We start from the raw sequence: 24,804 nt of genomic DNA, 5'->3' as shown, positions 1-24,804 counted from the left end.
CGGCGTCTGCTGGTGCTGCAACGTCGGCACCGACCTTTCCTCGTCTAGTGCTCGACGTCGTTGGAAAGGTTGATCCGGATCTCCGTGGTGCGGTATCCGGCGCGACCGAAAGCGGCCGCCATAGGCGCGTTGCCCATGTCGGTGGTGGCGGTGATGCGCGACTCCCCGTTGGTCGCGTGAAGGCGCGTGATCTCGGCGAGCACCTCGTCCACGTAGCCGCGCCCGCGGAACTCCGGCACGACCCCGAGATAGCCGACGTTCACGTTGTACGGGGTCGCGGAGGGAATCGCCATGCCCGCCACCTCGCCCTCGCGCGTGTAGGCGATCCGCCACCACTCCCGCTTCCCCGGCGCCCTGAGATAGAAGTCCATCTCTTCGCGCGCGGTCGCGTCCACGCCCTTGGCGGCCAGGTTCGCACGGGTCTGGGCATCCAGGCTCCCCTCGGCGATTCTCCTGAACACCGCGAGGAACTCCTCGTCGGAGGCCTCGGTGAACCGCAGCCTGCCGGCCGCGGGGGGCACCCCGTCGGCGGGTGCCCACTCGAACTGCAGCCGCTCCACCTCCCGGGTGAGGCCAGCCGCGTGCGCCGCCGCCCGCCGCCACTCCACCGCAGCCGAGGTAGCCGGATCGTCACGCCAGCCACCGGTGACCTTGATCTGGTACTGAACCGGCTCCGGGAACCCAGCCAGCGCCGCCCTGATCAGCTCGGCGGCGACAGCGGCGCGGTCACCCACGGCAGGATCCACATCGAGGCAGTCAAGCGCGACCGGATACAGGCTGCCCTTCGGCCCCCACCACAATGCCCGCCCCACGACCTGGCCGTCATGCTCGGCGATCCATGTCCATTCCGGCCGGTACATGTCCTCGGCCAGTTCGGCCAGGTAACGGTCGGCGGGGATCCACCCAACGGGCTCGGTCACGATCCACGGGGTCACGCGGTCGATGTCTCCGAGGGCGGCAGCGCGGTAGAAGATCACGTGCAGAGGCTAGCGAAGCTCAGCACCATGATTCGCAGGGGCACAGGAGGCTCCTCTCGCTCGGCTACACACCATCCCTCGGACGCTGGTGCGTCAGGTCGCCGCCGCGACCTATCTGGACTTCGCCAGCGCCATCGGCACCGCGATGGAGCCACGAAACGTCAACCGGCGCTCCGAGCAGCTCCGCGCGGCGGCCGGACTGGACTCTAGGTAAGCGTCGGCCGGTGCCGCTGACCGGCTCGACTTGTCGACCGCCGTCGCTGGTCACTCCTGGCTGTCAGCCGGCTTGGCTGTACAGATGGCTGTACAGGACCAGCTAGAGGAAGTCTCTCCAGAAGGGGACGGTGGCTTGCGGCTCCTGGTCTCGGTCCGGTGCTGGTCCACCAAACTCCGAATAGATGTAGTCCTCCAGGTCGTCGCCGTAGAAGATGATGTCGGTCTGATGAATCGACAGGACCGGGTGCCCGTACGAGCCGCGGCCGGAGGGCAGGAAACGGTGCCCGAACACCGGAACCATCTGCGGCACGTTCTGAAGGTGCGGCTCGGCAGCTGCTACAGCCTCACGGCGGTTACTGGGCCGCTCCCCCCAGCTCTCATGCCAGTAGCCGTTGTGCTCGACATCGAACAACACGCCATGAGCGGGCCACGCAAGGCGATCACGGAGGGCCGCGTGGTCTCCTCTTCGCCAGTCTGGCCAAGAAGGCCCGGTCGGTAGCCCGGCGACCAGGAAGGCGCGGTGGTCGTCGGCGAACTGAAAGCCGAAGGCGTGTTCCACGTGAGCAAGTTCCGCTTCCGTCAGACCGCGCTGAATCTTGACGTGTCCGAGTTCCCTCAGCCGACGGGCCGCCGCGATACCGAGGGCAGCGCCTTCCGGGTTGAGGCCCGGAGCAGGCTCACTTCGGTCAACCTTGCGAAAGCGGTCTAGGAACTTGCTCACGGTTCCCTCCCTGTCAGGCCGCGAAGCGTAGCAACCAGGCAGGGAGGCGGATCTCCTCGTCGGGCAGTCGTAGGCTGGTAGCCCTCGTGGTGCCCGGTGAGGTGATCTGCGGCGGCATCTGACGCCTCGGGACGTGGAGCGGTTCCTCACCGGGCTGCGCGGGAACCTAGCGCCGGCCAGCATCATCAAGGTGCACGCCTTCGCCACGTTCCTGCTCGACCAGGGCGAGGAGCTGCGGACAGTCATGGAGCTGCTCGGGCACTCCACGATCCGGACGAATGGCTGTACTCGGGACCGAGATCAACCAAGGAAGTGCTGGTGGAGCCCAGGGGACTCGAACCCCTAACCCCTGCCTTGCAAAGGCAGTGCTCTGCCAGTTGAGCTAGGGCCCCGCGATTGCGCGGCGATTGGCGCGCGGCGCGAGCGTCAGCGCAGGTCGGGCGCGGTGGTCGCCTCGTGCCACAGGGCACGCTCGTCGTTCGATGCCTTGATCTTGTTGAACACGACGGCGGCCACACCGACGACGCCAGCCAGAATCAGCAGCTTCTTGAACATGGGGCGACCCCTCGCGCTCGACTACCGTCGGACGACATGCGGTGGGGCTAGATGGAATCGAACCATCGACCTCAGAGTTATCAGCTCTGCGCTCTAACCGACTGAGCTATAGCCCCGCGTTGCGACGAGCAAGATTAACCCATCCGCTCCGCCGGCCCCAAATCGGGGGTCCGGCTTGCGAGCCAGGCCCGTCGCCGCCTGCAAAACCTACCCGAGTACGGGACGCCGGAGCGACCGCTTTCCGCGGCGCCCCGGCGTCCCGGTCGCTCAGTCCCGCTCGGCGAGGGTCAGCTCGATCCCGCCGACCAGGTCGGCGCAGACGTTGTAGACGAACGCGCCAAGGGTGGCCAGCGCGGTGAACAGCACCACGTTGACCAGGCCGATCAGCGCCGAGCTGAGGATCACGCCCTTGGCGGTGATCTGGAAGCCGCTGGTGCTCTGCCCACCGCCGGCGTTGACCAGATCGCTCAGGCTCTCGTTGACGCTCTGGAACACACCCATCGCGTCCAGCGCCAGGTAGAGCACCGAGGTGGCTACCACCACGACGATGAAGAGCACCACCGACACCGCGAATGCGAACTTCATCACGGACCACGGGTCGATCCGCTTGAGGTTCAGCCGGGCCCGTCGCGGTCCTCGGGAGGCGGCCGAACTGACCGACGTACGCGCCGCACGCACCGCATCACCGACGCGGGCTGCGCCGACGGCGGACGCGTTGCCGATCCCCGGTGGCAGGCCACCGCCGCTGGCCGGGCGGCCGGCGGTGGCGGTCGCCCGCGCCGCGTCCGGCTGTGGCTGGGTCATCCCGGGTGTGATCCGCGGCTGGGTGCCGGTGGACCCGGTTGACGCCGCCTGACCGGCCCGGAGACCGATCGGCTGGGTGGTCGCCGGACGTGCCGAGGGTGCCGCCGCCGGACCCGGAGGATTGGCGGCGGCCGACGTCGGCGCCTCGGCGCTGGTCGCCTCGGTCTTGTCGCTGGACTCGCCGTCCTCGCCCGGTTGCTCCGGCGGGGGTGTCATACCTGGAGCCCTGGTGAACTTCGGGGCAGGCGCATCGGCGGGGACCGTTGCCCGGCCCACGGCCGCGCGGCCGGTCGCTGGTGTGCCGCCCTTGGCGGCCTCCTCGTCGACCGGTTTGGCCGAGGTCCCCGTGTTCCCCGACTTCGCCTGTGTCTCCGTCATTCAACTAGTCCTGTTCGTCAGGCTCGTCGGCATTGCGAGCAATCGCCACGATAGTCACGCCGTCCGGGAGGTCCATCAGCTTGACCCCCATTGTGTTCCGGTCACGTGTACGCCGTACAGGCTTCACCGGAGTCCGAATGACACCACCGTTGCTGGTGATCGCAAACAGCTCGTCGTCCGGATCGATCACCACAGCGCCAACCAGACCACCGCGCCGTTCGGTGATCTTTGCAGTCAACACGCCCTTACCTCCCCGGCCCTGCACCGGGTATTCCTCGATCGGGGTCCGCTTCGCGTATCCCCCGTTCGTGGCCACCAGAACGTCCAGACCTTCCCGCACGACCTCCATGGCGAGCAGGACGTCGTCGTCCGTGAAGCGCATGCCGATCACACCGGAGGTGGCCCGGCCCATCGGCCGCAACGCCTCGTCCGAGGCGTTGAACCGGATCGCCTGTGCCTTCTTGGAGACCAGCAGCAGGTCGTTCTCCGGCGCAACCAGCGCAGCACCGACCAGCTCGTCCTCATCGCGCAGGTTGATCGCGATGATGCCGCCGGAACGGTTGGAGTCGAACTCCTCGAGCCGCGTCTTCTTCACCAGGCCGTTCTTCGTGGCCAGTACCAGATAGGGGGCTACCTGGTAGTTCGGGATCTCAATGATCTGCGCGATCTGCTCGTCGGGTAGGAAGGCGAGCAGATTGGCCACGTGTTGGCCCTTGGCTACCCTACTGGCCTCCGGCAACTCGTACGCCTTGGCCCGGTAGACGCGGCCCTTGTTCGTGAGGAACAGGATCCAGTCGTGGGTCGAGCAGACGAAGAAGTGGCTGACGATGTCGTCCTGCCGCAGCGTGGCGCCGCTGACGCCCTTACCGCCGCGCCGCTGTGAGCGGTACAGATCGACCTTGGTCCGCTTGGCGTACCCGGTGCGGGTGATCGTGACGACCACGTCCTCGCGGGCGATGAGGTCCTCCATCGAGACCTCGCCGTCGAACGGGATGATCTGCGTCCGGCGGTCGTCGCCCCACTTGGAGACGATCTCGCCCAGCTCCTCCGAGACGATCTTCCGCTGCCGCTCGGGCTTGGCGAGGATGTCCTTGAGGTCGGCGATCTCGATCTCGAGCTTCGCCAGGTCGTCGATGATCCGCTGCCGCTCCAGGGCGGCGAGCCGGCGCAGCTGCATGTCCAGGATCGCGGTCGCCTGAATCTCGTCGATCTCCAGCAGCCGGATCAGGCCCTGCCGGGCGTCGTCCACCGTCGGGGAGCGCCGGATCAGGGCGATCACCTCGTCCAGCGCGTCCAGCGCCTTGCCCAGCCCCCGCAGGATGTGTGCCCGCTCCTCGGCCTTGCGCAGCCGGTACGCGGTCCGCCGGCGGATCACGTCGATCTGGTGCTCGACGTAGTAGCGGAGGAACTGGGCCAGGTTGAGCGTGCGCGGCACCCCGTCGACCAGGGCCAGCATGTTGGCGCCGAAGGTCTCCTGGAGCTGGGTGTGCTTGTAGAGGTTGTTCAGCACGACCTTGGCGACCGCGTCGCGCTTGAGCACCAGGACGATCCGCATGCCGGTACGACCGGAGGACTCGTCACGGATGTCGGCGATCCCGGCGAGCTTGCCCTCCTTGATCAGCTCGGCGATCCGCTCGGCGAGGTTGTCCGGGTTGACCTGGTAGGGCAACTCGCTGACGACCAGGCAGGGGCGGCCCCGCTTGTCCTCCTCGACCTCCACCACGGCGCGCATCCGGATCGAGCCGCGACCGGTGCGGTACGCGTCCTGGATCGCGGTGGTGCCGACGATCAGGCCGTAGGTCGGGAAGTCCGGGCCCTTGACGATGCCGAGCAGGGCTTCGAGGGTGGTCTCCTCGTCCTCCTCCGGGTGCTCCAGGCACCACTGCACCGCCGCGCCGATCTCCCGCAGATTGTGCGGCGGGATCTTGGTGGCCATACCGACAGCGATGCCCTCGGAGCCGTTCACCAGCAGGTTGGGGATCCGCGACGGCAGGATGGTGGGCTCCTTGGCCCGGCCGTCGTAGTTGTCCTGCAGGTCGACGGTGTCCTCGTCGATGTCCCGCAGCATCTCCATGGCGAGGGGGTCGAGCTTGCACTCGGTGTATCGCATGGCGGCGGCCGGGTCGTTACCCGGCGAGCCGAAGTTGCCGTTGCCGTCGACCAGCGGGTAGCGCAGCGACCACGACTGCGCCATCCGGACCAGCGCGTCGTAGATCGCCGAGTCGCCGTGCGGGTGGAACTGACCCATCACGTCACCGACGACGCGGGAGCACTTCACGTAGCCGCGGTCCGGGCGGTAGCCAGAGTCGAACATCGCGTAGAGGATCTTGCGGTGGACCGGCTTGAGGCCGTCCCGGACGTCCGGCAGCGCGCGACCGACGATGACGCTCATCGCGTAGTCGAGGTAGGAGCGCTGCATCTCCACCTCGAGCCCGACCGGTTCGATCCGGTCGTGCGCGACCACCGCGGCGATGGCCTCGGCGGGGACCTCTGGCTCGTTCGGTGTGGACTCGGGCGAATCAGTCACTGTGTACCCTTATCAGACTCAGAGTCGTTTTCGTGCTGTGGATAACGGCTGTGGATACCGGCCAAGCTGTGGATAACTCTGTGGACCGCCGGATCGGCCGAGCGATGCCCGGCCGATCCGGCGCAGCCCGTCAGATATCCAGGAACCGCACGTCCTTGGCGTTGCGCTGGATGAACGACCGGCGCGCCTCGACGTCCTCACCCATCAACACACTGAACAACTCGTCGGCGGTCGCCGCGTCGTCGAGAGTGACCTGACGCAGGGTACGCGTCGCGGGGTTCATCGTGGTTTCCCACAGCTCGGGATAGTTCATCTCGCCGAGGCCCTTGAAGCGCTGGATGTCATCCGGCTTCGCATTCGGCTTCTTCTGCTGGCGCAGCGCGATCAGACCGTCCCGCTCGCGGTCGGAGTACGCGTACTGGGCGTCGTCGCCCTTCTTGTTCCACTTGATCTTGTAGAGCGGCGGGGCGGCCAGGTAGACGTTCCCCATCTCGACAAGCGGACGCATGAAGCGGAACAGCAGGGTGAGCAGCAGCGTCTGGATGTGCTGGCCGTCGACGTCCGCGTCGGCCATCAGCACCACCTTGTGGTAGCGCAGCTTCTCCATGTCGAAGTCGTCGTGGATGCCGGTGCCCAGCGCGGTGATCAGCGCCTGGACCTCGTTGTTCTTCAGCACCCGGTCGATCCGGGCCTTCTCCACGTTGAGGATCTTGCCGCGGATCGGCAGGATCGCCTGGGTCCGCGGGTCGCGGCCCTGCTTGGCCGAGCCGCCGGCCGAGTCACCCTCGACGATGAACACCTCGGACTCGCGGGGGTCGGTCGACTGGCAGTCGGCCAGCTTGCCCGGCATCGAGCCGGATTCCAGCAGCGACTTGCGCCGGGCCAGCTTGCGCGCCTGCTGGGCGGCAATCCGCGCCCGGGCCGCCTGGGAAGCCTTCTGGATGATCGTCTTGGCCTCGGCCGGGTTGCGGTCGAACCAGTCGACAAGCCGGTCGTTGCAGACCCGCTGCACGAAGCTCTTCACCGGAGTGTTGCCCAGCTTCGTCTTGGTCTGGCCCTCGAACTGCGGGTTGGTCAGCTTGACCGAGATGATCGCGGCCAAGCCCTCGCGGATGTCCTCGCCGGAGAGCTTCTCGTCGCCCTTGAGCAGCTTCTTGTCGGTGCCGTACCGGTTGACGACGCTGGTCAGCGCCGACCGGAAGCCCTCCTCGTGGGTGCCGCCCTCGTGCGTGTTGATGTTGTTGGCGAAGGTGTAGACCGACTCGCCGTACGACTCGTTCCACTGCATGGCGATCTCGAGGGACATGCCCTCCTCTTCGGCCTCGAACTCGACCACCGTCTTGTGCATCGGGTTCTTGGAGGCGTTGAGGTGCCGGACGAAGTCGGCGATACCGCCGTCGTAGCGGAAGGTGACCTCGCGGGTCTTGCCTTCCTCGTCCTCCGCCACCCGCTCGTCGAGCAGGTGGATGGTGATGCCCCGGTTGAGGAAGGCCATCTCCTGCAGGCGTCGGTAGATGGTCTGGAAGTCGAAGTCGATCGTCTCGAAGACGTCCGGGTCGGGCCAGAAGGAGACGGCCGAGCCGGTGCTGTCGGTGGTCTCGCCCTTTTCCAGCTGGCCGGGCTTGGAGTTGGTGTACTGCTGCCGCCAGACGAAGCCGGACTTGTGGATCACCACGGCCATCTTCGTCGACAGCGCGTTCACCACGGAAACGCCGACGCCGTGCAGACCACCGGAGACCGCGTACGCCTTGCCGTCGAACTTGCCACCCGCGTGCAGCACGGTCAGCGCGACCTCGACACCCGGCTTCTTGAGCTTCGGGTGGAGGTCGACCGGGAAACCACGGCCGTTGTCGGTGACCCGGACGCCGCCGTCGGCGAGCAGCACCACGTCGATGGTGTCGCAGTAGCCGGCCATCGCCTCGTCGACAGCGTTGTCGACGACCTCCCAGACGAGGTGGTGCAGACCGCGCTCGCCGGTGGACCCGATGTACATACCGGGCCGCTTGCGAACTGCCTCCAGCCCCTCGAGAACGGTGATCGACTCTGCGCCGTACTCCTGCTTGTCCTGCGCTGCCACCCTCGGCCACTTTCTCGCGTCAGCCGCGCCGGTAGGGCGCGTCGGGCGCGGGTTCGGCGGACAGGACGCGACGTCGGCGCGCAGACCTGTGCCGAAGAACTCCGGACAGCGGGTCGAACGCGCCGGTCGCCGCGGTTGCCCGCGGATCGCGATCGGCTCGACCCGACGTGGAGAATGAATCTGGGGCCCACCGGCCCCGTCGCACTCCCGCACCGGGTCTTCGTCTCGCTGTCAATCCTACTGTGCGCGGGGGACAGAACCGCCACTCGGCACCCTCAGCGAGGCGGCTGAGAAGTCCATAGCCGGCAGAACCCTGCCGCCCACGACTCCCCCCACACGCCTGACCCCCATCGCACGCGCCGCCCCAGGACGGGTTGACCCGCAGTCGGGCGGGTCGGGGGTCGCGGCCGAAGCGTCGGTGCCGTACGTTTGCGGCGCCCCGGAACCGGCCTTGATCTTTACCGGTTGGAACCGGGACGATCGACCCGATCGACCCGACACGTGCTCTTTAAGAGGTGACAGATGGGGCTGGACAACGTCGCGGTGCACTGGCCGCGGACCGGCCGCTTCTACGATCCGGTCGCGCCGGCCGAGTTCGTCGACTTCGGCGAGATCGTCGACCTGCCGCGCATCTCCGCGCCGACCGCGGCGCTGGCCGAGCTGATCGCGAAGACCGGCACCATCCGGGCGACCGCGTACACCGAGTTGGTGGATCTGCTCCTCGGCCTCGAAGGTGTGTTGTACGCCACAGACGCCGCCGCCGAGGACGAGGACCCGGTGATCGACCCGGACGGCTGCTCCTGGATCGCGAGCGGCATCGAACGGTTCGTGGCCGCGCACCGTCCGACCGGCGAGGCGGTCACCTTCGAGTCGGTGAGCACCGTGTTGCGCTCCCTGCTCGGCGACGGTCGGTTGGCCGAGCAGCAGCTGCGCTGGCTGGAGAGCCGGCTCGACGCGCTGCGCGACGAGAGCGGTGACCCGCCGCAGTGGAACTTCACCTGCGCCGAGCTGGGCGTGCTGGCGGCGTTCTACCGGCGCTGCGCCGAGCGCGGGTTCGCCGTCTACGCCGACGCCTGAGCCGCCGCGTCGGTCTCCGAGGCGGCCGGCCGGTTGGCTGCCGAGATCACCTTCGTGAGCACGGCGTGCAGATGTTGCAGGTCCTCGACGGGCAGCCCGAGCCGCTGCACTATCGCGGCCGGGATCAGCTCGGCCTGACTCCGCAGCGCGGCACCGCTGGCCGTGAGGGTGACGGCGAGGCTGCGCTCGTCGCTCGGGTCGCGTTCCCGGCGCAGGTAGCCGGCTGCCTCCAGCCGCTTGAGCAGGGGTGACAGCGTGCCCGGGTCGAGCTGGAGCAGGCGACTGAGGTCACGACCGGACAGTGGCGCGTGCTGCCAGAGCGCCAACATCACCAGGTACTGCGGATGGGTCAGCCCCATCGGCTCCAGCAGTGGCCGGTAGACGGCCACCACGCTGCGCGCGGCGACCGAGAGGGCGAAGCAGACCTGCTGCTCCAGGGCCAGCGGGTCGACGCCGCCCGGTCGTTCGCTCATCGGTTGCCCTCCCTGCGCACGGTGACTATCGTACCGATCATTGGTACACCAACCATTGGTGCCCCAAAGGTCTGCTCGTGCGATGGGCGAGCACCGGCGAGGCGACGCGCGGAAGAGGGCGGCAGATGAGCGAGGACGGCGCGGTCACCAAGGCCCCGGGCGAGGGCGGCCGACTGATGCGGTGGGCCTTCCGGCACCTCGCGGGCCCGGCCGAGGGTGTGCAGGGCGCGGTGCAGGGCGGCTCGGCCGAGGCCCGTGAGGCGTGGAAACGTGACCTGGCCGAGCGCAAGCGCTTCACCCGGGAACAGCGGGAACGCAAGCGGGCAGCACGCGAGGCCGACCGGCGAGGCTGACCGGCGCAGCTCAGCCGTAGGTGTCGCGCGGGCCCCGGCCGCGTACCCGGCGCGGCCCCTTTCCCCACGAGGGCGCGGCCGGGCCGTGAATGTGCAGCTTGCGCACCACGTTGTGCCCGACCTCGCTGGCGATCTGCTTGAGCAGCGAGCCGGCGAGCAGCCGCAGCTGGGTGGCCCAGGCTGTCGAACGCGCCTCCACCGTCAGCTCGCCGTTCTCCAACTTCACCGGGCGACTGTTCTGCGCGACCTCCGCGCCGACGACCCGCTCCCAGGCGCCGAACACGGTGGCCTCGGCGGCCGGCTGCTGCCAGCCGCGCGCCTTCACCAGCCGGTTGAGCACGGCGCCGAGCGGCTGCGGATCGCGCGGGTCGGGCCCAGGGCCGGAGTAGCCGCGCAACCGCCGCCCCGAGCCGCCGGCAGCGTCGCCGCCACCACCGGGGGTACGTCGGGCGCGGGCCGCCGCCTGCCGTCGGGACAGCGCCGCGTCGAGCACCGCCCGGGCCAGCTCCGGCCCGCTGGCGGCCGCCGACGGCTCACCGCCCGCCGAACCCTGTGCCGCCTTCGGGGTACGCGCAGCAGGACCGTCGCCGGCCGCTGGTCGTTTGCTGCCTGGCTCATCCGACACGGCGTACCGTCCCTTCGCCTACCTGGTAGCGGGTGCCGCGCAGGGCGGCCGGCACGTCGTCGTCCACGGCGCAGGTGACCAGCAGCTGACTCGCCCCGCCGACCAGCTCCGCCAACCGCTCCCGGCGGCCTGTGTCCAACTCCGCGAAGACGTCGTCGAGCACCAGCACCGGCTCGATGCCGTCGGCGCGCAACAGGTCGTACCCGGCCAGCCGCAACGCGAGGGCGAACGACCACGACTCACCGTGGCTGGCGTACCCCTTGGCGGGCAGTGGACCGAGGCTCAGCGCCAACTCGTCGCGGTGTGGGCCGACCAGGGTGGTGCCCCGCTCGATCTCGGCGGAGCGGGACGCGGACAGCGCCGCCGTCAGCGCCTCGGCCAGCGCGGCCCGATCGGTGGTCGGCTCGGCGAGCTCGATCGAGGGCCGGTAGGTGATGCCCGCCGCACCCCGACCGGCGGCCACCGCGTCGTACGCCTTTGCCACGTGCGGGGTGAGCGCGGCCACCAGCTCCAGGCGGCCGGCGAGCAGCTCCGCCCCGTGCTGGGCCAGGTGGGTGTCCCAGACCGCGAGGGTGCCGAGATCACCACCGCGGGAGCCACCGGTCTTGCGGGCCAGGTACGCCGTGCGCAGCAGGGCGTTGCGCTGCTTGACGACCCGCTCGTAGTCGGCCCGCACGCCCGCGAACCGGGGCTGCCGGTTGACCAGCAGGTCGTCCAGGTAGCGGCGGCGCTCAGCCGGATCGCCCCGGACCAGCTCAAGATCTTCCGGGGCGAAGAGCACCAGCCGGAGCGCACCGAGCACGTCCCGTGCCCGCCGCGCCGGTGACCGGCCCAGTCGCGCCCGGTTGGCCTTGCCGGGCACGATTTCCAGCTCGACCAGGAGTTCGCGGCCGTCGTGCACCACAGCGCAGCGGATCACCGCGGACGTGGCGCCCATCCGGACCAGAGGCGCGTCGGTGGCGACCCGGTGCGAGTCCAGGGTCGCCACGTAGCCCAGCGCCTCGACGAGGTTGGTCTTGCCGACGCCGTTGGCCCCGATCAGGACGTTGGCTCCCGGCTGGAGGTCGACGGCCACCCGCTCGTACGAGCGGAAGTCGACCAGTTCCAGCCGGTGAACGTACACAGGTTGTGGATACCGCTCAGCGCTTGTGGACGGCGTGGCCACCGAACTGCTGACGCAGCGCGGAGACGGCCTTCATGGCGGGCGAGTCGTCCTGCCGCGAGGCGAACCGGGCGAAGAGCGAAGCGGTGATGACGTTCAGCGGCACCGCCAGCCGGACCGCCTCGTCGACAGTCCACCGGCCCTCGCCGGTGTCCTCCGTGTAGCCGCTCAGATCGGCCAGCTCCGGATCCTCGTCGAGCGCCCGGTCGAGCAGGTCGAGCAGCCAGGAACGGACGACAGTGCCCTCCCGCCAGGACTTGATGACGCCCGGCACGTTGGTCACCAGCTCCGAGGCGGCCATCAGCTCGTAGCCCTCGGCGTAGGCGTGCATCAGGCCGTACTCGATGCCGTTGTGCACCATCTTCGAGTAGTGCCCGGCACCGACGGGGCCGGCGTGCACGAAGCCGAACTCACCCTCCGGCTTGAGCGCGTTGAAGATCGGCATCAGGCGGTCCACGTGCTCCTGGGCACCGCCGACCATCAGCCCGTAGCCGTTCTGCCGGCCCCAGACGCCGCCGGAGACCCCGACGTCCATGTAGCCGATGCCCCGCTGGTTGAGTCGCTCCGCGCGGGGGGCGTCGTCGCTGAAGCGCGAGTTGCCGCCGTCGATGATGATGTCGCCCTCGCCGAGCACCTCGGCGAGCTCGTCGATGGTGGCGTCGGTGACACCGGCGGGCACCATGACCCAGACCGCGCGCGGCGACTCAAGCTTCTCGGCGAGGCCCGCGATGGTCGTGACGTCGCTGATCTGCGCGTTGTGGTCGAAGCCGACCACCTCGTGCCCGGCCGAACGCAACCGCTCCCGCATGTTGCCGCCCATACGGCCGAGTCCTACCAGGCCGAGCTGCATGTGTTTCTACCTCCGTGGATCTGGGTGTTGCTGGGCGCGATCAGCGCGAGACGCGGATCGGCATGATGAGGTACCGGTACCCCGGAATGACCTCGCCATCCTCGCCAGCGGGTGAGATCACCGCGGGTTTGAAGGCGTCGACGAACGAGAGCACGGCCGTCTGAGCGCCCAGGTTTGCCAGACCGTCGATGAGGTACTGCGGGTTGAAGCCGATGGTCAGCGGTTCACCGGTGAAGGTCGCCTCCATCGCCTCGCTGGCCCGTGCCTCCTCGGAACCGCCGGCCTCGACCACCAGGCCGTCGGCGCTGAAGCTGAGCAGCACCGGGGTGGTCCGTTCGGCGACCAGCGCGACCCGCTTGACCACCTCGATCAGCGTGCTGACCGGCACCCGCGCCGCGGCGTTGTGGGTGGCCGGGAAGAGTGACCGCACCGGCGGGTAGTTGGCGCCGTCGAGCAGCCGGCTGGTGGTACGTCGGGTGCCGCCGGCGAGGCCAACCATGCCCTCGCCCGCAGCGCCCTGGGCGAGGGCGAGGGTGACCTCGCCGCCCAGCGGGCCGAGGGCCTTGGCGGTGTCGTTCAGGGTGCGGGCGGGCACCAGGGCGTTGATGCTCACCTCGGGGTCGTCCGGCCGCCACTGGATCTCGCGCAGCGCCAACCGGTAACGGTCGGTGGCGAGCATCGACAGGGTGTCGCCCGACAACTCCACGCGGACGCCGGTCATCATCGGCAGCGTCTCGTCACGACCGGCGGCGATGGCCACCTGGGCCACAGCGGTGGCGAACGCCGCGGCGTCGACAGTGCCGGCGCTCTGCGGCATCTCGGGCAGCGCGGGGTAGTCCTCCACCGGCATGGTGGGCAACGTGAACCGGGCGCTGCCACAGACCAACTCGAGATGCGCGCCGACCGCGGCGATGTCGACCGGCTTGGCCGGCAACGCCTTGGTGATCTCGGCGAGCAGGCGGCCGGAGACGAGCGCGGCACCGTCGGCGTCGCCCTGCACCTCGACGGTCACCTGGCTGGAGACCTCGTAGTCGAACCCGGAGACCCGCAGGTTGCCGTCGGTGACGCGGAGCATCACCCCGGCGAGCACCGGTACGGATGGCCGGTTGGGCAGGCTCTTCGCGGTCCACGCCACAGCCTCGGCGAGCGCGTCGCGCTCCACTCGGAACTTCATCAATGCCTCCGCGTCGACGTCAGCGACAACTCTCTCATGCCGACCGCTGCCTACCGTCCCGCCCGACCGTGCGGGTACCCATCGCACCTTAGGGCGCGGGGACATCGGCTGTGCGCCCGACCCCATGGATCGTGTCGATGCTGACCGGCTGATCCGACAGCGTTCGGCCCGATCCACAGAAAGCCCAACGGTGATGATTGGTTTTTGTTCTCTTAGAAGAGATAACTCATCGTCTTCATCGCACCTGTGCAAACTGTGGAAAACCGAAGTCTGCGCAGGTCAGACACGTTATCCACCGGTGATTTAGCTGTGGAGAACCCGGGGTACAACCGGCTTGTGTGTCCACAGCTCGCCGACGACCGCCGGTTGTCCACCGTTGTCCACCGGTTGTCCACCGGTAATCCACCGACTTTCTCCCCAAGCCTGTGGACCGCGGGGAAGATCACCATTGCCGTCATCCCCAGAACCTTCAACAGCTCGTACACAGGTTGATGATGATCGGTGGATAACCTGACCGTCGTCCCCAGGCGTCCACAGCCTCGTACACAGGGTTTCTCCACAGCCTGTGGGTAACTGGCGAAGGACGGTCCGTAGTTATCCACCGACGGTGGACAACGAGCTGTGGACAACGAGTGGGGATCGAGGCGGTCACGGCCTCAATGCTGTGGTCTGCACCATGTTGAGAGTCCAGCTGACTGACCAAAAAGAACGCCCGACCGGAGATCCGGTCGGGCGTGTCCTGCGGCTGTGCGCCGCCGTGCGGGCGGTCGTACGCCTCAGCTGTTCTGTTTGATGCGGTTGGTCAGCTCGGCGATCTGGTTGTAGAGCGAACGGCGCTCCGCCATCTGCTGACGAATCTTCCGGTCGGCGTGCATCACAGTGGTGTGGTCCCGGCCACCGAACGCCTGCCCGATCCGGGGCAGCGACAGCTCGGTCAACTCCCGACACAGGTACATGGCCACCTGGCGGGCGTTGACCAGCACCCGGGACCTCGACTGGCCGCGCAGATCCTCCAGGCTCACACCGAAGTAGTCAGCGGTCGAGGCCATGATCTGGTCAGCGTTGATCTCCGGACCGGCGCCGTCGGGCATGAAGTCCCGAAGCACCTCCTCGGCCAGCGACAGCTCGACGGTCGACCGGGTCAGGCTGGCGAACGCTGTCACCCGGATCAGCGCGCCCTCCAGCTCCCGGATCGAGTTCGACACCCTGGAGGCGATGAACTCCAACACGTCCGGCGGGGCGTACATCCGCTCCTGCGCCGCCTTCTTCTGCAGGATCGCGATCCGGGTCTCCAGATCCGGTGGCTGGATGTCGGCCAGCAGCCCCCACTCGAACCGGGTTCGCATCCGGTCCTCGAGGGTCGCGAGCTGGCGCGGCGACCGGTCAGAGGTGATCACGATCTGCTTGTTGGCGTTGTGCAGGGTGTTGAAGGTGTGGAAGAACTCCTCCTGGGTGCGCTCGCGGTTCTCCAGGAACTGGATGTCGTCGATCAACAGGATGTCGACGTCGCGGTAGCGCCGTTGGAACGCGCTGGTCTTGTCGTCCCGGAGCGAGTTGATGAAGTCGTTGGTGAATTCCTCGGTGGACACGTACCGGACCGAGCGGGCGTTGCCGAGCGTCGTGGCGTAGTGCCCGATGGCGTGCAACAGGTGCGTCTTGCCCAACCCGGAGTGCCCGTAGATGAACAGCGGGTTGTACGCCTTGGCCGGCGACTCCGCCACCGCCACGCTCGCGGCGTGGGCGAAGCGGTTGGACGAGCCGATGACGAACGTCTCAAACATGTACTTCGGGTTGAGCCGGTTGCCGCCGGTGTCGGCCCCGGGCAACCGGCGGTCGTCCCGCCCACCGGGCCGGTGGTCCACCGCGCTGCGACCCGGGCCGCTGTCCGTCCCGCTGTCCCGGGGGAGCGAACGGATCACGTGCTGGTCGCGCGGTGACGCCGAGTCGTCCCGGTAGCGGGGATCGTAGGGCCGGGTGTCGGGGCCGGACGGGTCCAGGCGGGCGGCCTGCTCGTCGTAACCGCGCCGGTCCGGACCCGACCGGGAGGGCCGCAGGGGCTCCGCGAAGGAGGCGCTGAACAGCGCCTCCTGCCCGTCCCTGCTGGCGGGAATCAACCCCGCGCGATGCCCCTCCACCGGCGGCGCGAGCGGCGGACCCGCCGGCGCGGGCAGCGGACCCGGATCGGGGTGACGCGGCGCTGGCGACTGCTCAGGGATCATCGCGTCGGCCGACTGTCGAGCGCCCTGGTCGTCGTCGTACGGCGTGACACCCGGGCCGTCGATGTCGAGCTGCCCGGTCTCCGGGGCGCTGCGGTAGACGGTGCCGGCCGGTCGGCCGGTGGCGTCCTCGGCCACCCGGACGGTGACCGCGACCTGGATCGGTCGGCCGAGCCGGCGGGTGAGCGCCTCGGTGATCGCCGGGCGCAGCCGTGACTCGATCACGTCGCGGGTGAACGCGTCCGGGACGGAGAGCAGTGCGGTGTCCTCGACTATCGCTCGCAGCCGGGTCAGTCGGAGATAGGCACGCTGCTGGGCGGAGATGATCTCGTCGGCGAGCTCGTCGGTCGCCGCTAACCACACCGCGGCAAGGTCGGTCGTACCGGCCACCGTCGTGCCACCCCCTCGCTTCTGCTCCCGGCCGCCGCTGTCTGCCAGCCGGCCGTCCCGGGCCCGCCGCGTTCGCGGGTGGAACAACACCCACCCGGACGGTCGACCGGTGGTCATCCACAAGTTATCCACAGCCTGTGTACCGACCGATTGTGGCCGCCGCCGGACGCGGGTGGGACCTGCCCCTGCCTGATCGGGCGCTGAAGCGGGTTCACCGTGCCGAACGATTCACTGCCATGTCCGGTCTTGCCTGCGCGACGACCGGAGCTTCCGACGCTCACCGCAATCGGGCACGGTAACAGCGTTGTCCCTGCGCCATCAACCGGCGACGCGGCGACGGCCTTGTCGGCATCAGTGAAAACCGCCCTTCGGCCTCGGGCGCGTCCCGTTGTCCCCCTGCTCGGGGTGTTTGACGGTCATTGCACCCCTGCGTAGGCTGGAACGGCTGCTTTCTCGCCCTCTGCTAGGGTGATGGGTGCTTGCTGTCCGCGGTCGCAACCCCGCATCGCCGAGGTCCCGCTCCGCCGGACAGCACCGATCGTGGGCCACCGTCGAGGTGGCCTGGACCACCACACGACCCCGGCGATCCCGTCGCGCGGGGCGCGTACGAAAACGGAGAGCCTGACGTGAGCAAGCGCACCTACCAGCCGAACAACCGCCGGCGCGCGAAGACCCACGGCTTCCGGCTGCGCATGCGCACCCGTGCCGGCCGTGCCATCCTGTCGAGCCGTCGCGCCAAGGGTCGCACCACCCTGTCGGCCTGAGCCGACCGGGCCGGTCCAGGGGACGTGGGCAGTCGTGCTGGCCGTCGCACAGCGACTGCGGCGCAGCACTGACTTCGCCGCAGCGGTTCGCGGTGGCCGACGCGCCGGACGTGGTGCCGTCGTGGTCCACCTGAGCGTGCCGGTGACCGTCGACCCCAGCACACCGACCTTGCCGGAGCCGGTACGGGACAACAGTGCGGAGCAGTCGTCCGTGCCGTCCCGTGCCGGCTTCGTCGTGTCCAAGGCGGTCGGCAACGCGGTGACCCGTAACCGGGTCCGGCGCCGACTGCGGGCGCTGGTCCGGGAACGACTGACCGACCTGCCCGCCGGCAGCACGCTTGTCGTCCGGGCGCTCCCCGCCGCCGCGCAGGCGTCGTACCCTCGGCTCGCCACCGACCTGGACGCCGCCATCGCGGTCGCCCGGTCGCCGCGCGAACGGCGGTCCCGATGAGCGGCACCGAGCAGAGCAGCCCACGGCCGTCGACAACCGGTGCCAAGGTGCTGATCGCGCCCATCATCGCGTACCGTCGGTGGATAAGTCCGGCACTGCCGGCTCGCTGTCGGTTCTACCCGTCGTGCAGTGCGTACGCCCAGGAGGCGGTCGTTCGGCACGGCGCGCTCCGGGGAGCCGTGCTGGCGGCCCGGCGGTTGTTGCGCTGCCACCCCTTTCACCCTGGTGGACATGACCCGGTGCCGGAGCCGGGCGGCCGCCGCCGTGCTGATGTGACTGGAGCCCCGAATTGAGTCTGAGTCTCGACTGGATCTACTTCGCGATTTCGTGGATCCTGCTGACCTGGCACTCTGCCTGGGACGCCATCGGGGTGCCCGTCGGTGCGGTGATCGGCACCAACTTCGCCTGGATCCTGGCCATCATCTTCCTGGTGGTCACCGTCCGGGTGATCCTGTTCCCGGTCTTCGTCAAGCAGATCAAGTCCCAGCGGGCGATGCAGGCGCTCCAGCCCAAGGTCAAGGAGCTTCAGGAGAAGCACAAGGGTGACCGGGAGACGCTCCAGAAAGAAATGATGGAGCTTTACAAGAAGGAGAAGGCCAACCCGCTGATGGGTTGCCTTCCGATGTTCCTTCAGATCCCGGTGTTCCTGGGCCTCTTCCACGTGCTGCGCCGGCTCGACCCGGACAAGCAGAACAAGACCCTCTACGGCTGGACCGCCGACCAGTTCGAGAGCGCCTCGCAGGCGAAGCTCTTCACCGCCCCGATCGCCGGCAAGTTCGGCTCGACGGCCGACGAGCTGGCCAGCCTCGGCGCCAACGGCAGCACCGTGAAGATCATTGCTGGTGTCCTGGTCCTGGTCATGATCGCCACCACCTACCTGACCAGCCGTCAGATGATCCTCAAGACCGGCTGGGCCGAGGACCCGCAGCAGCGGATGATCCAGCGACTGATGCTCTACGGCATCCCCGCGTCGCTGCTGATCTCCGGCGCGATCTTCCCGATCGGCGTCATCATCTACTGGGTCACCAACAACCTCTTCACCCTGGGCCAGCAGCAGTGGGTGCTGCGGAAGTTCCCGCCGCCGGTGACCGCCAAGAAGGCCGTCGCGCCCGCCGCCAGCCGTAACCCGGTGCAGCCCGCCAAGTCCGGTGGCCTGTTCGGTCGCGGAAAGGCCACCCCGCCGGCCCCGGTCAAGGCGACCGCGCCCAAGGTTGCCGGGCCGAAGCCGGGTGCCAAGCCGGTGAACAACCCGAAGAAGAGCCGCCCCGCCAAGCGACAGGGCTGACCAGCGAGGGCCGTCGCCGGCGATCCGGCGGCGGCCCGTTCCGCACCGCGCAGCCGCCGTACGGCCGGCGCCGGGCGGAACCGACCGCGCACCGCGCGGCCACGGGCGACACTGCCCGTACAGACGTGCCTGTGGTCACCGGCAACCTCCAGCCGGCCCCGGGAAACCAGTCGGACCCGACGGTCCGGCCGAGCGAGTACGGAGATGAGACCGTGACCGAGACCAGCATCCCCCGCGCCGAGCAGTCAGTGGACGAGGAGGAGACCGCCACGATCGCGGTGGACGGTGACGACACCGAAGCCGATGACACCGAGGCGGACGACCACACCGACACCGCCGCCGGCACCCGGGTGAAGAAGGCTGTGGGCGAGGGCGACCTGTTCCGGCAGAGCGAGATCGCCGCCGACTACGTCGAAGGCCTGCTCGACATCCTCGACTACGACGGCGACATCGACGAGCTGGTCGCCGCCGGCCGTCCCATGGTCGAGGTGGTCGGCGAGCGGCTGCAGAATCTGGTCGGTCAGCGCGGCGCCACCCTGGAGGCGCTCCAGGAACTTACCCGCCTTGCCGTCTTCCGGCAGACCGGTACGCCGAGCCGTCTGCTGCTCGATGTCGGTGGCTACCGGGCGAACCGCCGTAAGGAACTCGCCGCGGTCGCCAAGAACGCCGTCGAGAAGGTCAAGGAGTACGGCGAGCCGGTCCGCCTGGACGCGATGTCCGCGTTCGAGCGCAAGTGCGTGCACGACGTCGTCAACGCCATGTCCGGCGTGGCGAGCGAGTCCGAGGGTGTGGAGCCGAACCGGCGCATCGTCGTACGGCCCGCGGACTGACCGGGTGACTCACGACGACAACACGGCCGATGCCGTGTCCGGCCCGGGCGGCACGCCGCCCGGGCCGTCCGCTGTCCGCCCGGCCACGGGCGACGCCGATGCCGACTCGGCAGGGCGCGACACCGCCCCGGCCCCGGCCGACGCGGCGTTGCCGCCCGAGCTGGCGCCGGCCGCGCTGACGCTCTTCGGTGACCGTCTCGACCTGGCTGCCGCGTACGCCGAACTGCTGGCCACCGACGGGGTGGTCCGCGGCCTGATCGGTCCCCGGGAGGCACCCCGGATCTGGGACCGGCACCTGCTCAACTGCGCCGCGGTCGCGGAGCGGATCCCGGCCGGCGCGACGGTGCTCGACGTGGGCTCCGGCGCCGGTCTGCCGGGTCTCGTCCTGGCCATCGCCCGCCCCGACCTCACTGTCACCCTGATCGAGCCGCTGGCCCGGCGGACGTCGTTCCTGATCGAGGTCGTCGAGCGACTCGGTCTGGCCAAGTCGGTGCGGGTGTTCCGTGGTCGGGCCGACGAGGCGGCCAGCGGGTCGAGCGGCCGGGAGCCGATCAGCGGAGACGTGGTGACCGCGCGCGCCGTCGCGCCACTGGATCGGCTCGCGGGCTGGAGCCTTCCCCTGGCGGTTCGCGGTGGTCGGCTGCTGGCGCTCAAGGGCTCATCCGCCGCAACTGAGATCGAGGAGCACGCCGAGGTGGTGGCGCGACTCGGCGGCGGGGTGCCGGCCGTGCAGCTCTGCGGCGTCGGGGTGATCGATCCGCCCACCACGGTTGTGGAGATCGTGCGCGAGCGGATGGTCGGCCCGGCACGCCCGGCGGCCAGGAAGCGCGCCCGGGGCGGACGCTCCCGCCGAGGTTGACACTTCGCGCCATCGGGCTTCCGGCCGGTGGGTTGCCTCGTTGTACCGGTACGGATGGACGAGGGGATGAGAACCCGACGTGGACCGGCCGCGCCCGTCCGCCGTAGGCTGACCGCGCGTCGATAGTGTGGAGCGGGTGACGGACGTCGCGGGTCTCCGACCGCTCCCGCGGGCCGTACGCTCCGGGTTGCGGGCGAGGATGCGGCCAAGTTGACCGGGGCGCGGACCGACCATCCGAAGCGGGCAGGGATGACAGGTGCATGACGACGGCAGGTACGACGATCCACGCGTGACCGGGTCGCCCAGCGATCCCGTTTCACGTGAAACCGACTACCCGAGCTGGTCGCCCGGCGCGACCGGGCCATCTACCCGACCTACCGACGGCGATCCGCCGGCCGCGCTCGACCCGCCCTCGGGTGCCGGGCGGCCGGAGGGCTCGACCATTCCGGAGCCGGCGAGTGGTCGCCGGACGCCGGAGGCGTCGGGTCGACCCGTCAACGCCGCCGAGGTGCGGTCGACCTCAGGTCGTCGCAACACCGCCGCAGCGGTTCGCTTCGAGCCGGCCGTCCCACACCAACCCACTGCGGCGGCCGTTCGGGACGCCGGGCCGGTGGTTGCCGACGCCCCTGTCGCTTCGACCGAGTCCTTGGCCGCTGTGGCGGCCGATTCCACGTACGTTTCACGTGAAACCCCGACGCGCGAAGAGGATGACCCACCGTTGGCTATGGAGGCGATGCGCGCCGTGCAGATCCTGAATCCCAGTGGCGAGGTGACAATGCCTCGGCCGGACCGGACCCGGGTCATGTGCGTCGCCAACCAGAAGGGTGGCGTGGGTAAGACCACCACCACCGTCAACCTTGCGGTGGCGCTCGCCCTGCACGGCAACCGGGTGCTCGTGGTCGACCTCGACCCGCAGGGCAACGCCTCGACCGGGCTCAACGTCCCACACCACACCGGAATCCCCGACGTGTACGACTGCCTGATCAACAGCGTGCCGCTGGCCGAGGTGGCGCAGGCGGTCGAGGGCATCCCCAACCTCTGGTGCGTACCCGCGACCATCGACCTGGCGGGCGCGGAGATCGAGCTGGTGTCGGTGGTGGCCCGGGAGTCGCGTCTGGACCGGGCGATCGCCGCCTACCCGGGCGAGTTCGACTACGTCTTCATCGACTGCCCGCCCTCGCTCGGCCTGCTCACTGTCAACGCGTTGGTCGCCGCGCAGGAGGTGCTGATCCCGATCCAGTGCGAGTACTACGCGCTGGAGGGGCTCAACCAGCTGATCAACAACATCAACCTGGTACGCCAGCACCTCAACCCGAAGCTCGATGTCTCCACCATCCTGCTGACCATGTACGACCGTCGCACCCGGTTGGCCGACGCTGTCGAGCAGGACGTCCGGAACCACTTCGGCGACAAGGTTCTCCAGGCGGTCATCCCCCGCAACGTCCGGGTCTCCGAGGCGCCGAGCTACGGCCAGTCGGTGATGACCTACGATCCCGGTTCGCGGGGCGCCACGAGTTACTTCGAGGCCGCCCAGGAGATCGCCGAGCGGGGCGTCAAGGAGCCGGTGGGCCGGAATGCGTAGTGCGGACGAGTCGCTGGGAGGCGTCGCATGAAGAACCGTCCTCGGGGCGGTCTGGGTAGGGGCCTGGGGGCGCTGATCCCGACCGGGCCCGCGCCGGGTGCCGCTGGCACCGCGACGGCCGAGCCGGAGAACGAGCACCTGGACGACGGCGGCACCGAAGCCATCGCCGCTGTGCCCGCCGACGCGCCGATCCGCGAGCCGGAGCCGGTGCTGAGCCCGGTGCCCGGTGCTCGATTCGCCGAGATCCCGGTCGATTCGATCATGCCCAACCCGAAGCAGCCCCGCCAGGTCTTCGATGAGGAGGCGTTGGAGGAGCTGAAGACCTCGATCCAGGAGGTCGGCTTCCTCCAGCCCATCGTCGTTCGGCAGCTCGACGCCGAGAAGTACGAACTGGTGATGGGCGAGCGGCGCTGGCGGGCCGCCCAGGCGGTGGGACGGGAGAGCATCCCGGCGATCGTCAGGGACACCCGTGACGACGCGATGCTCCGCGACGCCCTGCTGGAGAACATCCACCGGGCCAACCTGAACCCGCTGGAGGAGGCCGCCGCCTACCAGCAACTGCTGGAGGAGTTCGGGGCCACCCACGAGGAGTTGGCCCGCCGGATCGGCCGGAGTCGCCCGCAGATCTCCAACACGATCCGACTGCTGAACCTGCCCGCACAGGTGCAGCGCCGGGTGGCCGCCGGCATCCTGTCGGCGGGGCACGCTCGCGCCCTGCTGAGCCTCGACGAGGCGGAGGCGCAGGAACAGCTTGCTCTGCGGATCGTGGCCGAGGGGCTGTCGGTTCGGGCGACCGAGGAGATCGTGGCCTTGGCGCTCAACGACGGGCCGGCGAAGGGTCAGGCCGCGAAGCGGCGACCCAAGGCGCACGCGCCGGCCCTGACCGATCTCGCCGATCGGCTCTCCGACCGGTTCGACACCCGCGTGAAGGTGGACATCGGCCGGAGCAAGGGCAAGATCACGATCGAGTTCGCGACGGTGGACGACCTTGAGCGGATCGTCGGGATCATCGGAGTGCAACAGGAGGAGAGCGGGGAGGACTGACCCCGCCCGCTCACCTACGGCCGCGCCACCCCACCGGGAGCGCGGCCGTTCCGCATCCCGGCGTCGACGCCTGTTTCACGTGAAACAGGCGTCGGACCTGATTTTGAGATCGGCATGACCGTGGACCCGTCGCCATCCTTGGGTCGCCCAGCCAACCAGGGGTCCCGCTCTTACCGCAGGAGAAGTTGACGGAGGCGGGCCGGAGGGGTCCGGTTGGTCGCGCTGGCCGGCAGGTTCGGAAGCGCAATCGGCGAGCGGCGGGGCGCCGGTAGGCGGTGCGCGCGGCGGTGGGCGGTGCGCGCGGCGGTAGGCGGTGCGCGCGGCGGTAGGCGGTGCGCGCGGCGGTGGGCGACGGGCCTGGTGTCGTGAGCGGGGCTGGTGGCGGAGCGGACGCAGCGACGGGCGGGGCGCGGTGGCGCGACTGGCGGCGGGGCGCGTCGCTCGCTACTGGCGGCGCCACTGGGCGAGTGTGGGCCTTGCTGGAACCCCTACACGCGTCGCAGAAGCCTTCGGGAAGGTCCACTCGTCCGCAACTGCCCCTGGCGCCGCTCAAAGCACCAGCGAGCCGCTGAGAGGCGCGAAACGACGTCTCCGTGGCTATCGGTAAGGGGCCGAGGCCCGCGATCGTGGTTGGGTCTTCCGGAGCGGCCTCCTCACAGCGACCGCTGGGCCGCCGGGCGCTGGTCGGTGGACCGCCACAACGCGACACCGCGAAGACCGCTAGACCGCTCGGCCGCTCGGCCGCGACACCGCTCGGCCGCGACACCTCGTGAACCAGGTGCACGGTCGGTAGGCCGCATGCGCGCCCACCGACCGTGGGTACGCGCGGTGCCGGCGGCGATGGCCCGGAAGCGCGAGCCGCCGCCGGTCGCCTCAGCAGCCGGCGCGCGGTTTCACGTGAAACCGAGACAGCGGCTCGCTGGCACCGATCGAAAACCCGGCGTTCGGAGTGGCTAGTCAAGCGGCGTGACCCCTTCACCTCAGACACGCGATGTCGGTGCTGCGGTGCGGCCTCTCCGTCCGTCGGCGTTCAGAGCATCCGGGCCTCCGGGGCGTCCAGGCCGCACGGTCGAGGTCTGTGCTGGTGCGGGTCCGCGAACGAGTCAACCCGTCAGCGCCGACGTGGGTCACATGAGTCAGCGGACGGGTCGCCGGCGGCTCGATACCGCTCCGACGGTGGCACGCGAAGCCCTTCGGAAGGCACCCGTTCGATTCCGTCTCCGGTGGCCGTCGAACCCGCCGATCTGGAGGCTCGCGGACAACGACCGACTGGCCAAAAAGTTATCCACACCGGTTGTCCACAGGCACCCCCCGTTTCACGTGAAACAGCGCGTGGGAGCGGGTGTGAGCCTGTGGATGACGGCCTGTGTTCAGGATCTCGGCAGCCTGTGGATATCGCCTTTCGGTGCCTGCG

Annotated in this window: 23 protein-coding genes and 2 tRNA genes; 11 read left to right on the top strand and 14 right to left on the bottom strand. The window is 69.3% G+C overall.

Annotated elements, in window-relative coordinates; all coding sequences use genetic code 11:
- Nucleotides 1–44: 44 nt before the first annotated feature.
- Both ABZU43_RS01055 and ABZU43_RS01050 read right to left on the bottom strand, forming a co-directional pair.
- Nucleotides 45–977, bottom strand: coding sequence for a GNAT family N-acetyltransferase (locus ABZU43_RS01055; RefSeq protein ID WP_355004565.1), 933 nt, complete (start codon nucleotides 975–977; stop codon nucleotides 45–47).
- A 316-nt stretch (nucleotides 978–1,293) separates the two neighbouring features.
- The gene (locus ABZU43_RS01050; RefSeq protein WP_355004564.1) at nucleotides 1,294–1,914 is read right to left on the bottom strand and encodes a hypothetical protein; all 621 of its coding nucleotides are present in this window, start codon (nucleotides 1,912–1,914) and stop codon (nucleotides 1,294–1,296) included.
- Nucleotides 1,915–2,047: 133 nt separating this feature from the next.
- On the opposite strand from ABZU43_RS01050, the gene ABZU43_RS01045 reads away from it, so the two are divergent.
- A complete protein-coding gene (locus tag ABZU43_RS01045) occupies nucleotides 2,048–2,260 on the top strand; it encodes a hypothetical protein (protein ID WP_355004563.1) in 213 nt (70 codons plus the stop codon).
- On the opposite strand, the gene ABZU43_RS01040 is transcribed toward ABZU43_RS01045, so the two are convergent.
- The 6 genes from ABZU43_RS01040 to gyrB form a co-directional block, all read right to left on the bottom strand.
- Nucleotides 2,231–2,306, bottom strand: a tRNA-Ala gene (locus ABZU43_RS01040). The genes ABZU43_RS01045 and ABZU43_RS01040 overlap by 30 nt on opposite strands.
- Before the next feature lie 34 nt (nucleotides 2,307–2,340).
- Nucleotides 2,341–2,469, bottom strand: a complete 129-nt coding sequence (locus tag ABZU43_RS01035) for a DLW-39 family protein (protein ID WP_209444550.1) — start codon at nucleotides 2,467–2,469, stop codon at nucleotides 2,341–2,343.
- A 42-nt stretch (nucleotides 2,470–2,511) separates the two neighbouring features.
- A tRNA-Ile gene (locus ABZU43_RS01030) sits at nucleotides 2,512–2,585 on the bottom strand.
- A gap of 151 nt (nucleotides 2,586–2,736) precedes the next feature.
- Nucleotides 2,737–3,651: a DUF3566 domain-containing protein gene (locus tag ABZU43_RS01025; protein ID WP_355004562.1), complete on the bottom strand. Its 915-nt coding sequence runs from the start codon at nucleotides 3,649–3,651 to the stop codon at nucleotides 2,737–2,739.
- A 4-nt stretch (nucleotides 3,652–3,655) separates the two neighbouring features.
- Entirely contained in the window at nucleotides 3,656–6,178 is a 2,523-nt protein-coding gene (gyrA, locus tag ABZU43_RS01020) for a DNA gyrase subunit A (protein ID WP_355004561.1), read from the bottom strand.
- Between the two features lie 130 nt (nucleotides 6,179–6,308).
- Nucleotides 6,309–8,255 (bottom strand): DNA topoisomerase (ATP-hydrolyzing) subunit B, encoded by a 1,947-nt coding sequence (gene gyrB, locus ABZU43_RS01015; RefSeq protein ID WP_355004560.1) that lies wholly within the window; start codon nucleotides 8,253–8,255, stop codon nucleotides 6,309–6,311.
- A gap of 522 nt (nucleotides 8,256–8,777) precedes the next feature.
- Between gyrB and ABZU43_RS01010 the strand changes: the two genes are divergently transcribed.
- Nucleotides 8,778–9,332, top strand: a complete 555-nt coding sequence (locus ABZU43_RS01010) for a hypothetical protein (RefSeq protein WP_355004559.1) — start codon at nucleotides 8,778–8,780, stop codon at nucleotides 9,330–9,332.
- Here the strand turns inward: ABZU43_RS01010 and ABZU43_RS01005 are convergent.
- Nucleotides 9,317–9,805: a MarR family transcriptional regulator gene (locus ABZU43_RS01005; protein ID WP_355004558.1), complete on the bottom strand. Its 489-nt coding sequence runs from the start codon at nucleotides 9,803–9,805 to the stop codon at nucleotides 9,317–9,319. The two genes, ABZU43_RS01010 and ABZU43_RS01005, sit on opposite strands and share 16 nt — an antisense overlap.
- 125 nt (nucleotides 9,806–9,930) lie before the next feature.
- Between ABZU43_RS01005 and ABZU43_RS01000 the strand changes: the two genes are divergently transcribed.
- Complete coding sequence (locus tag ABZU43_RS01000; protein ID WP_355004557.1) at nucleotides 9,931–10,158, top strand: hypothetical protein; 228 nt, start codon at nucleotides 9,931–9,933, stop codon at nucleotides 10,156–10,158.
- 10 nt (nucleotides 10,159–10,168) lie between these two features.
- On the opposite strand, the gene ABZU43_RS00995 is transcribed toward ABZU43_RS01000, so the two are convergent.
- The 5 genes from ABZU43_RS00995 to dnaA all read right to left on the bottom strand — a co-directional run bounded on the left by ABZU43_RS00995 (nucleotide 10,169) and on the right by dnaA (nucleotide 16,575).
- A complete protein-coding gene (locus tag ABZU43_RS00995) occupies nucleotides 10,169–10,783 on the bottom strand; it encodes a DciA family protein (protein WP_355004556.1) in 615 nt (204 codons plus the stop codon).
- Nucleotides 10,773–11,906, bottom strand: a complete 1,134-nt coding sequence (gene recF, locus ABZU43_RS00990) for a DNA replication/repair protein RecF (RefSeq protein WP_355004555.1) — start codon at nucleotides 11,904–11,906, stop codon at nucleotides 10,773–10,775. The genes ABZU43_RS00995 and recF overlap by 11 nt, the downstream gene beginning before the upstream one ends.
- A 16-nt stretch (nucleotides 11,907–11,922) precedes the next feature.
- A complete protein-coding gene (gnd, locus tag ABZU43_RS00985; protein WP_091396544.1) occupies nucleotides 11,923–12,795 on the bottom strand; it encodes a phosphogluconate dehydrogenase (NAD(+)-dependent, decarboxylating) in 873 nt (290 codons plus the stop codon).
- Nucleotides 12,796–12,835: 40 nt separating this feature from the next.
- Entirely contained in the window at nucleotides 12,836–13,969 is a 1,134-nt protein-coding gene (dnaN, locus tag ABZU43_RS00980; RefSeq protein WP_210782097.1) for a DNA polymerase III subunit beta, read from the bottom strand.
- Nucleotides 13,970–14,745: 776 nt separating this feature from the next.
- Nucleotides 14,746–16,575, bottom strand: a complete 1,830-nt coding sequence (gene dnaA, locus ABZU43_RS00975) for a chromosomal replication initiator protein DnaA (RefSeq protein WP_355005162.1) — start codon at nucleotides 16,573–16,575, stop codon at nucleotides 14,746–14,748.
- 626 nt (nucleotides 16,576–17,201) lie between these two features.
- On the opposite strand from dnaA, the gene rpmH reads away from it, so the two are divergent.
- The 8 genes from rpmH to ABZU43_RS00935 all read left to right on the top strand — a co-directional run bounded on the left by rpmH (nucleotide 17,202) and on the right by ABZU43_RS00935 (nucleotide 23,390).
- Nucleotides 17,202–17,339, top strand: coding sequence for a 50S ribosomal protein L34 (gene rpmH, locus ABZU43_RS00970; protein ID WP_007453904.1), 138 nt, complete (start codon nucleotides 17,202–17,204; stop codon nucleotides 17,337–17,339).
- A gap of 34 nt (nucleotides 17,340–17,373) precedes the next feature.
- Nucleotides 17,374–17,790: a ribonuclease P protein component gene (gene rnpA, locus ABZU43_RS00965; protein ID WP_355004554.1), complete on the top strand. Its 417-nt coding sequence runs from the start codon at nucleotides 17,374–17,376 to the stop codon at nucleotides 17,788–17,790.
- Nucleotides 17,787–18,083, top strand: a complete 297-nt coding sequence (yidD, locus tag ABZU43_RS00960) for a membrane protein insertion efficiency factor YidD (protein ID WP_355004553.1) — start codon at nucleotides 17,787–17,789, stop codon at nucleotides 18,081–18,083. Before rnpA ends, yidD begins: the two co-directional genes overlap by 4 nt.
- Before the next feature lie 2 nt (nucleotides 18,084–18,085).
- Complete coding sequence (gene yidC, locus ABZU43_RS00955) at nucleotides 18,086–19,075, top strand: membrane protein insertase YidC (protein WP_355005161.1); 990 nt, start codon at nucleotides 18,086–18,088, stop codon at nucleotides 19,073–19,075.
- 212 nt (nucleotides 19,076–19,287) lie between these two features.
- Nucleotides 19,288–19,905, top strand: coding sequence for a R3H domain-containing nucleic acid-binding protein (locus ABZU43_RS00950; RefSeq protein WP_355004552.1), 618 nt, complete (start codon nucleotides 19,288–19,290; stop codon nucleotides 19,903–19,905).
- 148 nt (nucleotides 19,906–20,053) lie between these two features.
- Nucleotides 20,054–20,764: a 16S rRNA (guanine(527)-N(7))-methyltransferase RsmG gene (rsmG, locus tag ABZU43_RS00945; RefSeq protein ID WP_355005160.1), complete on the top strand. Its 711-nt coding sequence runs from the start codon at nucleotides 20,054–20,056 to the stop codon at nucleotides 20,762–20,764.
- Between the two features lie 256 nt (nucleotides 20,765–21,020).
- Nucleotides 21,021–22,346 carry an AAA family ATPase gene (locus ABZU43_RS00940; RefSeq protein ID WP_355004551.1) on the top strand — a complete coding sequence of 442 codons (1,326 nt, stop codon included), beginning with the start codon at nucleotides 21,021–21,023 and terminating at the stop codon, nucleotides 22,344–22,346.
- A 27-nt stretch (nucleotides 22,347–22,373) separates the two neighbouring features.
- Nucleotides 22,374–23,390, top strand: coding sequence for a ParB/RepB/Spo0J family partition protein (locus ABZU43_RS00935; protein ID WP_355004550.1), 1,017 nt, complete (start codon nucleotides 22,374–22,376; stop codon nucleotides 23,388–23,390).
- Nucleotides 23,391–24,804: the final 1,414 nt, after the last annotated feature.

The sequence above is a fragment of the Micromonospora sp. NPDC005205 genome, from assembly GCF_040608275.1.
Classification (GTDB): Bacteria; Actinomycetota; Actinomycetes; order Mycobacteriales; family Micromonosporaceae; genus Micromonospora.
The sequence above is the reverse complement of the archived record's forward strand: the minus strand, read 5'-3'. Positions and strand labels throughout refer to the sequence as shown.